This window comes from Nocardia sp. NPDC060220 (assembly GCF_042727815.1).
Taxonomy (GTDB): domain Bacteria; phylum Actinomycetota; class Actinomycetes; order Mycobacteriales; family Mycobacteriaceae; genus Nocardia.
Map to the genome: position 1 here is coordinate 1 of NZ_JBHWZY010000083.1, position 13520 is coordinate 13520.

12 protein-coding genes are annotated in these 13520 nt (G+C 69.0%); 8 read left to right on the forward strand and 4 right to left on the reverse strand.

All coding sequences use genetic code 11. The features are described 5' to 3' along the window. Both ACFWF3_RS06795 and ACFWF3_RS06800 read left to right on the forward strand, forming a co-directional pair. The coding region (locus ACFWF3_RS06795; protein ID WP_379312810.1) for an MFS transporter at positions 1–1031 on the forward strand (1031 nt) is incomplete at its 5' end. A gap of 151 nt (positions 1032–1182) precedes the next feature. Next, a complete protein-coding gene (locus ACFWF3_RS06800; RefSeq protein WP_379312812.1) occupies positions 1183–1761 on the forward strand; it encodes a DUF2867 domain-containing protein in 579 nt (192 codons plus the stop codon). A 9-nt stretch (positions 1762–1770) separates the two neighbouring features. Here ACFWF3_RS06800 and ACFWF3_RS06805 read toward each other — a convergent pair whose 3' ends face one another. Beyond that, positions 1771–2772, reverse strand: a complete 1002-nt coding sequence (locus tag ACFWF3_RS06805) for a methylenetetrahydrofolate reductase (protein ID WP_378636616.1) — start codon at positions 2770–2772, stop codon at positions 1771–1773. 250 nt (positions 2773–3022) lie between these two features. On the opposite strand from ACFWF3_RS06805, the gene ACFWF3_RS06810 reads away from it, so the two are divergent. From ACFWF3_RS06810 to ACFWF3_RS06825, 4 genes are all read left to right on the forward strand, one after another. Then, entirely contained in the window at positions 3023–4177 is a 1155-nt protein-coding gene (locus ACFWF3_RS06810; RefSeq protein WP_379312817.1) for a polyprenyl synthetase family protein, read from the forward strand. A 13-nt stretch (positions 4178–4190) separates the two neighbouring features. Continuing rightward, positions 4191–5783, forward strand: a complete 1593-nt coding sequence (gene crtI / locus ACFWF3_RS06815; RefSeq protein ID WP_379312813.1) for a phytoene desaturase family protein — start codon at positions 4191–4193, stop codon at positions 5781–5783. A gap of 101 nt (positions 5784–5884) precedes the next feature. Then, positions 5885–7546 carry an alpha-(1->6)-mannopyranosyltransferase A gene (locus ACFWF3_RS06820; RefSeq protein WP_378660424.1) on the forward strand — a complete coding sequence of 554 codons (1662 nt, stop codon included), beginning with the start codon at positions 5885–5887 and terminating at the stop codon, positions 7544–7546. A 32-nt stretch (positions 7547–7578) separates the two neighbouring features. Further along, positions 7579–8643, forward strand: coding sequence for a phytoene/squalene synthase family protein (locus ACFWF3_RS06825; RefSeq protein WP_379312814.1), 1065 nt, complete (start codon positions 7579–7581; stop codon positions 8641–8643). Positions 8644–8703: 60 nt separating this feature from the next. Here the strand turns inward: ACFWF3_RS06825 and ACFWF3_RS06830 are convergent, their stop codons facing one another. Next, positions 8704–9072, reverse strand: coding sequence for an Rv2175c family DNA-binding protein (locus tag ACFWF3_RS06830; protein ID WP_379312815.1), 369 nt, complete (start codon positions 9070–9072; stop codon positions 8704–8706). A gap of 125 nt (positions 9073–9197) precedes the next feature. On the opposite strand from ACFWF3_RS06830, the gene pknB reads away from it, so the two are divergent. Next, on the forward strand, positions 9198–11120 hold the full coding sequence (gene pknB, locus ACFWF3_RS06835) for a Stk1 family PASTA domain-containing Ser/Thr kinase (protein ID WP_379312819.1): 1923 nt from the start codon (positions 9198–9200) through the stop codon (positions 11118–11120). 31 nt (positions 11121–11151) lie between these two features. Here pknB and ACFWF3_RS06840 read toward each other — a convergent pair whose 3' ends face one another. After that, positions 11152–11400 (reverse strand): hypothetical protein, encoded by a 249-nt coding sequence (locus tag ACFWF3_RS06840; RefSeq protein WP_379312816.1) that lies wholly within the window; start codon positions 11398–11400, stop codon positions 11152–11154. Positions 11401–11442: 42 nt separating this feature from the next. Next, a complete protein-coding gene (locus tag ACFWF3_RS06845) occupies positions 11443–12828 on the reverse strand; it encodes a class II 3-deoxy-7-phosphoheptulonate synthase (RefSeq protein ID WP_378636602.1) in 1386 nt (461 codons plus the stop codon). Between the two features lie 179 nt (positions 12829–13007). Here ACFWF3_RS06845 and ACFWF3_RS06850 point away from each other — a divergent pair, with 179 nt between their 5' ends. Continuing rightward, on the forward strand, positions 13008–13505 hold the full coding sequence (locus ACFWF3_RS06850) for a polyadenylate-specific 3'-exoribonuclease AS (protein ID WP_379312821.1): 498 nt from the start codon (positions 13008–13010) through the stop codon (positions 13503–13505). Positions 13506–13520 lie beyond the last annotated feature (15 nt).

A 13520-nucleotide genomic window follows, 5' to 3' on the forward strand; every position in this document is an offset into this window, starting at 1 on the left:
CCGTGCTGGTCTACCTCCCCGCCGCACCGAAGAACGCCGGTCGCGTCGATTGGCTCGGGGCGGGCCAGTCCGCACTCGGCCTCGGCCTGCTCGCCTTCGCCATGATCGAGGGTCGGCATTATGGCTGGCTGTTCGTGACCGAGCCGCTGAGCATCGGCGGGTTCGCTTGGCGCAGCGGGCCTTCACCGGTTCTCGTCGCGTTCACAGGCGCCGCACTCGCCCTCGGGCTCTTCTGGCGCAGGCAGGCGCAACTCGGACGCACCGACGGGGAACCGCTGGTCGACGTGCGGCTGTTCTCGATCGATTCGTTCCGCAGGGGAAATGTGGTGACACTGATCGTCGGCGTCGGCGAGTTCGGCATCATCGCGGTCCTGCCGCTGTGGATGCAATTCGCCCTCGACTACACCGCGCTGCAGGCCGGACTCGCCCTGATGCCACTCGCGATCGGCAGTTTCGTCGCCAGCGGCGCGAGTTTCTCGTTGACGGCCTCGATCTCGGCCTTGGGCCAGGTCAGGATCGGCTTGCTGCTGGAAGCGGCCGGACTGGCGCTGCTCGGATTGTTCGCCGCGGCGGACAGCAGCTGGTGGTCGATCGCGCTCGCGCTGTTCGTCTACGGCATCGGCGTCGGCTTCGCGACCGCCCAGGTCACCAATATCGTGCTCGCCGACGTGCCGGGCGAGAGCGCGGGACAGGGCTCGGGAATTCAAAGCGCGGCACGGGAACTCGGCTCAGCATTGGGCATCGCCGTCCTCACCACCATCTACTTCAGTACCGTCGGCACCGGCCTGCGCGACCGCCTGACCGACGCGGGCCTGCCCGAACCCGAAGTGCGGCAACTGGAGTCGACCGTCACCGACAGCGCCGGTTCGGTGATCGGAGCGTTCGCCGAAAACCCGAACACACTGCCCATCGCGGAAGCGGCGCGCGCGGCCATGGCCGCGGGCATCGAGGTGGCGAGCTACCTGTGCGCCGGCCTGCTCGTGCTCGCCTTGGCCACTACGGCATTCGTCAAACCCGAACGACACGAGTAGCACCGGTCCACCGGGGGCCCGGACTCGTTCCGCGGCCCCCACGCTGCCCGGTCGTCAAGCCCGCATCAATCACACTCCCCCTTTCTATACGTAGGCGTATATCAGCGGTATTCTCGACGTATACGCCGCCGTACACATGGAGGTCCCCGCTATGCGACTACCCGAATCGGCCCACACCGACCAGCCCTGGCGCATCCACGAGATCGCCCCCGACTTCGACGTCGAGGACATCTGGCAGTTCCGCACCCCCGGCGCGGGCCCCGACGACTTCCCCGCCCTACTCGCCGCCCTCCAGGCCGAACGCGCCTCCGAGTCCACCGGCATCAGCGGCCTGCTGTTCAAGATCCGCTGGAAGCTGGGCGAACTGTTCGGCTGGGACCGCGAAGACGCGGGCACCGGCACCCGCGTCCCGTCTCTGCGCGAGCGCCTGCCCGCCGACCTGCGCGACACCGACATCCCCGCCGAAGACGGCCCACTCACCGCCCTCTATGTCCTCGACAACGAATACGCCGCCGAAATCGCCAACGGCACGATGCACGGCATCATGCACCTGGGCTGGGTCCCCGACACCACCGGCTACCACCTACAAATGGCGGTCCTGGTGAAGCCCAACGGTCGATTCGGCCGCCTCTACATGGCCCTGATCAAGCCCTTCCGCTACGGCATCGTCTACCCGGCGATGACCCGCAGCTGGGAACGCACCTGGAACGACCTCGCCGTGACGCGGTAAGCGCTGTTCCTACGCGCTGAGCGGGGCGGCGGATACTCCGTAGCCGAGGTTCGTGAGGACTTCGCTGGTGGCCTTGGCGAAGTTCAAGGTGATGAAGTGGAGGCAGGGGGCGCCTTCTTCGGTGAGGCGCTGGGCCATTTCGGTGGCGATCTGGATGCCCTCGGCGCGGACGGCGGCGCGGTCTTCCTCCGGGCCGGTACCTGCCGCGCGGGTGAGGCGGGCTACCACGTCGGCGGGGACGGGGCGGCCGCTGAGTTCTTCGGCGCGGGCGACCGTGCGCAGGGAGGTGATGGGCATCAGCTCGGGGATGATCGGCTTGGCGCCCTCGATGGGGTCCATGGCGATCACGCGATCACGCAGACGCAGATAGTGCTCGACGTCGAAGAACATCTGGGTGATCGAATACTCCGCTCCCGCACGGAGTTTCGCCGCCAGGTGGTGGGTGTCGTGGTCGAGGTCGGGCGAGCGGTGGTGGCCCTGGGGGAACGAAGCGACGCCGACGTGGAAGTCGCCGAGATCGCGCACGATGCGGACCAGTTCCTCCGCGTATTCGACCCCGCCGGGGTGCTTGGCCCATTCGCCCAGCGGGTCACCGGGCGGGTCACCACGCAGAACCAGGACATTGCAGATGCCGGAGTCGGCGTAGGACCCGATCAGGGAGCGCAGTTCGGCGATGCTGTGCCCGACCGCGGTGAGGTGGGCGACCGGGAGCAGGGTGGTTTCCTGCGCGAGCGCACCGGTGATGCGCACGGTGCGGTCGCGGGTGGAACCGCCCGCGCCGTAGGTCATCGACACGAAGGCGGGATGCATGCGTTCGAACTCGCGGACCGCGCGCCACAACCGAGCCTCGCCCGCTTCGTCTCGCGGAGGGTTGAACTCCACGGAGAACGGCACGCCGTTGCCCGAATGGGTGCGCAGACTCTGCACCACCGAGGGGGTGTTCGAGACGATCGACGGCCGCTGGGCGGGTCGATCTGGGGTCGAACTTCCCCGTCCATTGTCGAAATCCACCGGCTCAGTCTAGTGGGACGCTATGGCGCCCCGGCACCGACTGGGAAACCGGGCGCCGAACACCGGACAATGCGTCAAGGCCGATGAACGTGCCCGCGGACGGTAGCACCGCGGAAACCCGGATGTGGGCTGCGTCGCAGCGGCCCTGTGCGCCGAGAGCGCGCCCGGTCCGCCCGCGTATCGTTCGGGACAACGCTGGTGACCGCACCACCGAGTGCCCAACCGGTCCCGCTGTTCGCCCACTTCGCCCCTGGAGGCCGCCCTGTCCGCCGGAATCGGTACCCCGCTATCCCGGTCCGCCGCCGACGCTCTGACCTCGGTCGACCTCGTCGCGCTGACCCCGGGCACGCCGGCCTTCGTCGCCGCTGTCGAACAGGTGCTGACCAGCTTCTTCGCCACCCGGCGTGAGATCGTCGAGCCGCTGGGGCCCGTCTTCCTCGACGCCGTCGAGGCGCTCGGACAGTTCGTGGTTCGGGGCGGCAAGCGGACGCGACCGGGATTCGCGTGGACCGGCTGGCTGGGCGCCGGTGGCGATCCCGCCGGGCCGGATGCCGCCGCGGTACTCACCGCCTGTTCGGCACTGGAATTGGTGCAGGCGTGCGCGCTCGTGCACGACGACATCATCGACTCCTCGCGCACTCGGCGCGGGTTCCCGACCGTGCACATCGAGTTCGAGGATCGGCACGCGGCGGCGGGCTGGCCCGGCGACGGCGCCGCCTACGGCTCGGCGGTCGCGATTCTGATCGGCGATCTCGCGCTGGCCTGGGCGGACGATCTGGTGCACGAGGCCGGTTTGAGCCCACGGGCGCTGGCCCGGTTCGCACCGGTGTGGGCCCGGATGCGGACCGAGGTGCTCGGTGGGCAACTCCTCGACATCAACGGCGAGGCGGGCGGCGACGAGTCGGTCGAGGCCGCGTTGCGGATCAACCGGTACAAAACCGCCGCGTACACGATCGAACGACCGTTGCATCTGGGCGCGGCGCTGGCGGGCGCCGACGAGGCGCTGGTGGACGCGCTGCGGATCTACGGAACCGACGTGGGGATCGCGTTCCAGCTGCGTGACGACCTGCTCGGCGTGTTCGGCGACCCGGCGGTGACCGGAAAGCCGTCGGGCGACGACCTGCGGGAGGGCAAGCGGACCGTGTTGATCGCGGAGGCGCTGCGCCGGGCCGATCCGGCCGCCGCCGCCCTGATCCGGACCGGCCTCGGCACGGACCTCGACGATGCCGCCGTCGACCGGCTGCGCACAGTGCTCACCGACCTGGGTGCGGTCGACGAGGTGGAGCGCCGGATCACCGAGCTCACCGACACCGGGCTCGCCGCGATCGCAACCAGTTCCGCGACGCCGGAGGCCAAGCAGTTGCTCCACGCCATGGCACTGGCTGCCACTCGCCGCGCGGCCTGATAGGAAAAGTGTTGTGGGACAAGCGAATCATGTCGTCGTAGTCGGGGCCGGGCTGGCAGGTCTGGCGGCCGCGCTGCACCTGCGGGGCGCGGGTCGCGAGGTGACGGTGCTGGAACGGGCCGATCATCCGGGCGGCCGGGTGGGCCGATACCGGTTCGACGACTACGAGATCGACAGCGGCGCAACGGTACTCACCTTGCCTGAAGTGATCGACGACGCGCTGGCCGCCGTCGGGCACACCAGGCAGAGCGTCGGCCTGCGCATCCACCGCCTCGCTCCCGCCTATCACGCACGCTTCGCCGACGGCAGCGACATCCGCGTCTTCGACGACGCCGACCAGATGGCCGCCGAGGTCGAAAGCGCTTGCGGGCCTGCTGAAGCGCGCAACTACCGCCGACTGCGCGACTGGCTCGGCCGCGTCTACGACGCCGAGTTCGACGAGTTCATGAACGCCGATTTCGATTCGCCGCTCGACATGGTGCGCACACCGCGCTCCAGGGCCGCGCTCACCGCACTCGCCAAGCTCGGCGGCTTCGGAAAACTCGGGCCGCGCGTACGGTCCTTTCTGGGCGACGAACGACTGACCAGGCTGTTCACCTTCCAGGCGCTGTACGCGGGCATGTCGCCGGATGACGCGCTCGCCGTCTACGGCGCGATCCCGAACATGGACACCTGCCTGGGTGTCTACTTCCCCGAAGGCGGAATGCGCGCGATCACGGCGGCGCTCGCCGAGGCGTTCACGGCCGCGGGTGGTCAGCTCGTACTGAATGCCGAGGTCGACGGCATCGACTATCGCCCCGGACGGACACCGAACGGACAGGGACAGAAGGGCGCGGCCCGTGGCCGACGCGCCGAAGCCGTGCACACCGCCGACGGGCGCACCTACCCCTGCGACGCGGTAGTCCTCACCGCCGACATCGCGTCACTGCCGACATTCGGCCTGCGCCACCGTCGCGGCCTGCGCGCCTCACCGTCGGCCGTCGTCGCCCACGGCACCATCGCGGCCGAGATCGCCGCGCGCTGGCCCGTTCAGGCCCATCACACCATCGAATTCGGCGCCGCCTGGGCACAGACCTTCGCCGAGATCGCCGCGCGCAAGGGGCGCGGCCGGCTCATGAGCGATCCGTCGCTGCTGCTCACCCGGCCCGCGCTCACCGACGCCGACCAGTTCGTCGACCGGGTCACCGGGCGCTTCGAACCGCTGTCGGTGCTCGCGCCGTGCCCCAACCTGACCGCCGCCCCGCTCGACTGGGACCGGCTCGCCCCCGCCTACCTGCGCGAGCTGCTCGCGGAACTGGAGCGGCGCGGCTACACCGGCATCGCCGAACATTTCCGCGTCGACCACCTCGACACGCCCGCCACCTGGGCCGCCCAGGGCATGATCGCGGGCACACCGTTCTCCCTCGCCCACGTATTCCGGCAAACCGGGCCCTTCCGGCCACGCAATCTGCCAAGGGGCGTGGACAACGTCGTTCTCGCAGGTTGCGGCACCACTCCGGGGGTGGGTGTGCCCACCACACTGCTGTCCGGCAAGCTGGCGGCGGCACGAATCACCGGCAGCCGGGCACACGCCGGTACCGACCACCGGGTTAGTGTTCCAACTTGAAGCCGTAAACTGACGGCCGACTTATCAGCTCGCGGTTGCGACCGCCGACCATCCGGGGGGACCGACCGAACATGCCGCCCTCCGAGACGACCGTAGGCACCATGGACAACACGCGCACCCTCGAGCGCCAGCGTCACCTACCCGCCGGGAGCGACCCGGGCGTCCGGACCTGGCTGCGCACCGCAGGCGAGTTCGCCAGGAGCCCCGAGGGCCACGCTGCTCTGATGGGTTTCTTCGGCGCCATGATGATCACCTTCGGTGGCTTCGGTGCGGGGGCTGTTCGCAAGCGCGATCCGCTACTCGAAGCGCTGCACCTGTCGTGGCTGCGATTCGGCCACGGATACGTGCTGTCGACGATCGTGATCTGGATCGGCGTGCTGCTGATGATCACGGCGTGGGTCCGGCTGGGTCGCACCACCATCGGCAAGGGCGAATCGACGGTCACGCTCAACGAGTTGCGGGCGATCGTCGGTATCTGGATCACGCCCCTGCTGTTCGCGGCGCCGATGTTCAGCCGTGACTCCTACTCCTACCTCGCCCAGGGTGCCCTGTTGCGTGACGGTTTCGACCCCTATCAGGTGGGTCCCGTCGCCAATCCCGGCGTGCTGCTGGACAACGTGAGCCCGGTCTGGACCACCACCACCGCACCGTACGGCCCCGTCTTCTTGTTGATGGGCCGTGCGATCACCTCGCTCACCGGCGAGAACGTCATCGCCGGGACCATCGCGCTGCGCGTCGTCATGCTGCCCGGACTGGCGCTGATGATGTGGGCGGTGCCGTATCTGACCAAGCATCTGGGCGGAAAGCCGACGGTCGCGCTGTGGCTGGCCGTGCTCAACCCGCTGGTGCTGGTGCACCTGATCGGTGGCGTGCACAACGAGATGCTGATGGTCGGGCTGATGTGCGCGGGCGTCGCGCTCGTGCTCGAACGCCATCATGTGGCCGGCATCGTGGTGGTCGCCATCGGCGTGGCGATCAAGGCGACGGCAGGCGTGGCGCTGCCGTTCCTGGTGTGGATCTGGATTCTGCACGAGAAGGAACGACGAGCCGCCGAGCGGCGAGCCGCGGTGGATTCCGACGCCGCACTCGCCGAGGAACAGAAACACCCCGACGCTGCCAGACCGTCCGCGGACATGCCGCACCCGCTGTTCGTCTTCGCCAAGATCGCCGGTATCGGCGTCGGCGTGTTCGCGCTGGTGTTCGGCGCGGCGTCGGTGATCGCGGGAGTCGGCTTCGGCTGGGTCACCGCGTTGCAGGGCTCGAACAAGATCATCAATTGGCTGTCGCTGCCGACGATTCTCGCGCACATGGTCACCTGGGTGACCCCGCTCGATTTCAACTCCGTACTGGACGTGACCCGCCTGCTGTGCCAGATCGCCATGGTCGCGCTGCTCGTCGCGACCTGGTGGCGGTTCCGGCACAGTGAGCGCGAGGCCGTGATGGGCATCATCATCGCGTTCGTCGCGATCGTGCTGCTCTCCCCCGCCGCACTGCCCTGGTACTACTCGTGGCCGCTCGCGCTGGCCGCCGGGTTCGCGATGTCGACCCGCACGTTGATGTGGCTGGTCGGGATCTGCACGTGGCTGATGCTGGTGTTCCAGCCCGACGGGTCGATCGGCCTCTACAACTTCTGGCATGTCGCGCTGGCGACCTTCGCCGCCGTGGTCGCGGCGGTGTCGCTGCGCACCGTCGATCCGCTGCATCTGCGTTCGGCCGGTTCGAAGGCCGTTGCCACGGAATCGGCGCCGCCAGTTCGAGCATGAGCCCTCGCGCGCAGAGGCTTCGACGCGACACCGTGAACGTGCCCGGAGATGCCCGACCGCTGACCAGCGAGCTGGATGCGGCCTACGCGAGTTGCCGGCGGATCGCCGCCGAGCACGGGCGCACCTACTACCTGGCCACCACACTGCTCTCACCGGAACGTCGGCGAGCGGTACACGCGCTGTACGCCTTCGCCCGGATGGTCGACGACATCGTTGACCATGCCGACAACCCCGCGCGCGTCCTCGACCCCCGCGACGGCGCCCGGTACAGCCTCGCCCCGACCCACCTCGTCGCCGGCGGACGCGCCCCTGCGCGGCTCACCTCCACCCAGCGGCACGTGCCGAGTGAACCCGCGCAGGTCGTCGACGTCTCCCCCTCCCAGCACCTCGACCTCGTCGAGAAACACCTGCGACTGGCCCTCGAACACGGCGACATCGACAGCACCGACCCGCGCCGCCGCCAGATCATCACCGCGGCCGCGGACACCATCAGCCGCTACGACATCGCGCACACCCACCTCTGGACATTCCTCGACGCCATGCGCATGGACGTCCCCGGTACGGCCACCCACCGCACCCGCTACGCCACGATGAGCGAGCTCCGCGAGTACATGCGCGGGTCCGCCGCCGCCATCGGCCTGCAGCTACTGCCGGTCCTGGGCACCGTCGTCCCCGTCGCCGAGGCCGAACCGGCCGCCGCTGCCCTCGGCGAGGCCTTCCAGCTCACCAATTTCCTGCGCGATGTCGCCGAAGACCTCGACCGCGACCGCGTCTACCTGCCCACCGACGAGCTGACGGCGTTCGGCGTAGACGAAGCCCACCTGCGCGACTGCCGTCATCGGGGCCACACCGACGCACCACTGCGGCGTGCGCTGGCCCACCTGATCGCCGTCAACCGCGACATCTACCGGCAAGCCGTCCCCGGCATCGCCCTGCTCGCCCCCCGCGTACGCCCGGCGATCTCCACCGCCGCCATCCTGTACGCCGAAATCCTCGACCGCATCGAAGCAGCCGACTACCAGGTCTTCACCACCCGGGCCACGGTCCCCCGCCGTCGCCGGATCCTGGTCGCCGCCAAGGGTTTCACCGGCGGCTAGTTACCGGTTCGCTCGCGACGGCCGCTGCCCGCGGCCGCGCACGATCCTGCGGTGTGACGATCAGAAGGGTTCAGCGTGCGCGCGGCGAACTACCTCGCGGGCCAATTGCCCGTGCAGAGCGTCCACCGGGCGCCCGGGCAGGGAAGGGTCGTCGGTGTAGAGCCAGCCGAGGATGTCCTCGTCGGTGTACTTGGCGTCGCGCATGACGGTGATCACGCCGGGAAGCATGCGGACGATCTCGTCCTCGGAATCGAAGAAGCGGGACGGAATGCCCACGACGCCGTGCCGGCGGATCGCGAGGATCTGGTGGTCACGCAGCAATTGGTGCACCGAGGTGACCGGGACGCCGAGTATATCGGCCGCCTCGGGAAGCGAGACGATGGTTTCGGTGTCGGGCAGCACGTCGTCGCTGCAGGGGAAGGCACTCACTCCCACAACGGTAGTACGTGTCAGCGCGCACGCATCGTCTGGCATGCCCACACCACCCGGTTACCATCGTGGTGGCCGCACACGGCGGCCGGTTGAATGCCGGAGGACCTCACTTGATCGGCCAGATGCTGGAAGGGCGCTATCGCATCGATGCGCCGATCGCTCGCGGCGGGATGTCGATGGTCTTCCGCGGGACCGACACCCGGCTCGATCGCCCCGTCGCGATCAAGGTGATGGACCCGAAGTTCGCCGCTGACCCGCAGTTCCTCAGCCGTTTCGAGTTCGAGGCCCGGGCGGTGGCCAAGCTCAAGCATCCGTCGCTGGTCGCCGTGTACGACCAGGGCGTCGATGGCGAATACCCGTTCCTGATCATGGAACTGGTCGAGGGCGGCACGCTGCGCGAGCTGCTGCGCGAACGCGGGCCGATGCCGCCGCACGCCGTGCGCGCCGTGGCCGAGCCGGTGCTGCGCGCGATCGGCACCGCCCACGACGCAGGCCTGGTGCACCGCGATGTGAAGCCGGAGAACGTGCTGATCTCCGACGCGGGCGAGGTGAAGATCGCCGACTTCGGCCTGGTCCGCGCCGTGGCCGCGGCCAACACCACCTCCGCGAGCGTGATCCTCGGCACGGCCGCCTACCTGTCCCCCGAGCAGGTCACCACCGGCACCGCCGATGCCCGCAGCGACGTGTACTCCTTCGGCGTCCTGATCTTCGAACTGCTCACCGGGCGGGTGCCGTTCACCGGCGACAACTCGCTGTCGGTGGCGTATCAGCGGGTCGAGAACGATGTGCCCGCCCCGAGCAACTTCATCGGTGGCGTACCGCCCGAATTCGACGCGTTGGTCGCCAAGGCCACCTCCCGCGACCCCGCGCAGCGCTTCGCCGACGCCAACGAGATGGCGGCGAAACTGCAGACGATCGCGATGGAACTGAATCTGCCGCCCTACCGGGTGCCCGCACCGCGCGATTCGGCCGAACATCTCAGCGAGAGCTATCAGACCGGCGCCGCGCATCATCCCGGCGAGCGCCCGGCAACCCCGCCGCCGATGGCCGCGCACCATTCCCCCGCGCCCGAACCGCACCACACCCGGGTGGTCACCGCACCGCGCCCACGCCCGGAGGAGTACGCCCCCGCACCGGCGGCGAGCGCGTTCGGCGGTGGCGACGATCATTCGCGCCGAACAGGTTTGGTGTGGGTGGGCATCGTCACCGCGCTGACCCTGCTGGTCGGTATCGGCGGCTGGTGGCTCGGCGTCGGTCGCTACACCGCGGTGCCGCCGATCGCGGGCATGGGCTCCGAGCGGGCCGTCGCGGTCCTGCAGGAAGCCGGTTTCGAGACGGAGTTGCGGCAGAAGGCCTCCGACACGGTGCCGGTGGGCGGGGTCGTCGGCTCCGAGCCGTCGGCCGGGTCGCGGGTGACCAAGAGTTCCACGGTCGCGGTGCTGATCTCCAACGGAAAGCCGCGGGTGCCCGATATCAAGCCCGGTGACCAGCTCAGCGCCACCAACCAGGCGATCCGCGATGCCGGTTTGCAGCCGATCGACAGCGGCGAGGCGGCCAGTACCGCGCCGAAGGGTTCGCTGGCCAAGGTGGAGCCGGCGCCCGGCACGATCCTGCCGATGGGCGCGCAGGTGAAGGTGTACCGCAGCAAGGGTTCTCAGCCTGTGAACGTGCCCGATGTCAAGGGAAAATCCGCCGAACAGGCCGCCCAGGCCCTGACCGCTGCCGGGCTGCGGGTCGCCGAGACGCGCACCCAGTTCGCCGACGATGTCGAGGGCGGCAAGGCAATCGGCACAGATCCAGCCGTGGGAACCACGCTGCAGTCCGGGGACTCCGTGCACCTCATCGTGTCGAACTCGGTGAAGATTCCGTCGGTCATCGGCAATACCGTGGCCGAAGCGCGCAACCGGCTGCAGCAGCTCGGATTGCGGGTCGAAGTGAAGCAGATGGTCGAGAACGAGAAAGGGCACGTCGTCGGGCAGGTGCCGGGATTCGGCGGGTTCGTGATGGCAGGCAGCACCGTTACCCTGACGGCGCTGCCGATCTGACAAACCGGCAGCGCCGCACCTACGGGGAGGATCAGTCCGGCACCCAGTAGCGGAGCCGGAACGACCAGCCGTCGCCGGTGTCGTAACACTCGCCCGCCGAGAACTCCTGCAGGCCGTTGTTCGCGGCCTGGTCGTAGGTCGCCTGCCGTAGGTCGTTACACGCTGCAGGAGTTGGCATCGGGCCCGCCACCTCATTGCGCCACCAGGCGTTCGCGGTGCCCACGCTGCCGACCGACACCGCGATGCCGAGCAAGGCCACCGCTGTGAATCTACGGAACATTTTCTCCCCCTTCATAGTTGAACTCCCCCCGTCAGCGTAGCCTCAGCGCAGCATCTCCGCGACCAAGAACGACAGTTCCAGCGACTGCTGGGTGTTCAGGCGGGGGTCGCAGGCGGTTTCGTAGCGGCCGCCCAGGTCGAGATCGGAGATGTCCTGGGCGCCGCCGAGGCACTCGGTGACGTTCTCGCCGGTCAGCTCGATGTGCAGGCCGCCGGGGTGGGTGCCGAGGGCGTGGTGCACCTCGAAGAAGCCCTGGACCTCGTCGACGATGCGGTCGAAGTGGCGGGTCTTGAAACCGGTGGACGACTCGTGGGTGTTGCCGTGCATGGGGTCGCACTGCCAGATGACCTGGTGGCCGGTGGCCTGCACCTTCTCGATGATCGGGGGCAGCACATCACGCACCTTGCCGTTGCCCATGCGGGCGACCAGGGTGAGCCGGCCGGGCTCGTTGTTCGGGTCGAGCCGCTCGACGTATTCCACGGCCAGTTCCGGCGTGGTGGTGGGCCCGATCTTGAGCCCGATCGGGTTCGCGAGAAGTTCGGCCAGCGCGATGTGGGCGCCGTCGAGCTGACGGGTGCGCTCGCCGATCCACAGGAAGTGCGCGGACAGGTCGTAGAGCAGCGGTTCGCCGGTCTCGGACTCGCTCAGCCGCAGCATCGCGCGCTCGTAGTCGAGGACGAGTGCCTCGTGCGAGGCGTAGATACGCGCGGTCTTCAGGCTCGGGTCGTTGACCTGACAGGCGGCCATGAAGCGCAGACCGCGGTCGATCTCCTCGGCGAGGGTCTCGTAGCGCGCGCCCGCGGGCGACTGGGCGACGAAGTCACGGTTCCAGTCGTGCAGGCGGTGCAGGTCGGCGGTGCCCGCGCTGGTGAGGGCGCGAACCAGGTTCATCGCGGCGCTGGCATTGGCGTAGGCACGGACCAGACGCGACGGGTCGTGACGACGCAGGGCCTCGTCGGCGACGAGCGAGTTCACCATGTCGCCGCGGTAGGACTTCAGGCCCAGCGCGTCGGTGTCGGACGAACGCGGCTTGGCGTACTGGCCCGCGATCCGTGCCACCTTCACCACCGGCATACTCGCGCCGTAGGTGAGTACCACGGCCATCTGCAGCAGCGTGCGGATATTGCCGCGGATGTGGGGCTCGGTGTTGTCGGCGAAGGTCTCCGCGCAGTCACCGCCCTGCATGAGGAACGCCTCACCGCGCGCGACAGCGGCCAGCTGCGCCTTGAGGTCCTCCACCTCGGCGGGCAGGCAGATCGGTGGCACGCTCTCCAGCACGGTGCGCATGGTGGCGGCCTCGTCTGCGTCCCAGGACGGCTGCTGCAGAGCGGGCCGGGCCAGCGCGGCATCGAGGCGACCACGCAGCTCTTCGGGCAGCGGCGGCAGTTCCGGCAAACGGTCAATGGGTACGTCGACGGTCCAGGTCACCAGATCAGAATACGACCCGCGCGTCCGAGCGACTATCCGGCGTACCCGCGAAGCCACCGCCGACCCGTGCGAAGCACGCACAAGACGCCCACATAGGGTTTCGTCGACCCGTCGTGGGGTCCATCGCCCGTCGCGCCGGAGCCCCACGAGCAACCCACCGGCACGAAGAGGCGATCTCCCTGCGATATTTCTACGATTCGGAATTCATCGAGGATGGGGTGACGATCGACCTGATCTCGATCGGCGTCGTCTGTGAGGACGGGCGCGAGTACTACGCGGTCTCCACCGAATTCGATGCGAAGCGGGCCGGGCCGTGGGTGCGCAAGCATGTGCTGCCGAAGCTGCCTGCCGCCGGGTCGCCGCCGTATCGCACCAGGGAACAGATCCGCGACGACCTGTTCAAGTTCTTCCTGCCGCGCCCGAGCGTGCAGCCGGAGCTGTGGGCGTGGGTGTCCGCCTACGACCATGTGGCGCTGTGCCAGCTGTGGGGTGACATGACGGCGCTGCCCAAGGGCATGCCCCGCTACACCAACGAGCTGCGCCAGCACTGGGCCGCGCACGGCAGCCCCGACCTGCCGCCGATCCCGGACGACGCGCACGACGCACTCGCCGACGCCCGCCACAACCTGGCCAAGTTCGAGGCCATCGAGACATACCGGCGCACCCCGCGCCTCTAGGACACGGTCCGGCAC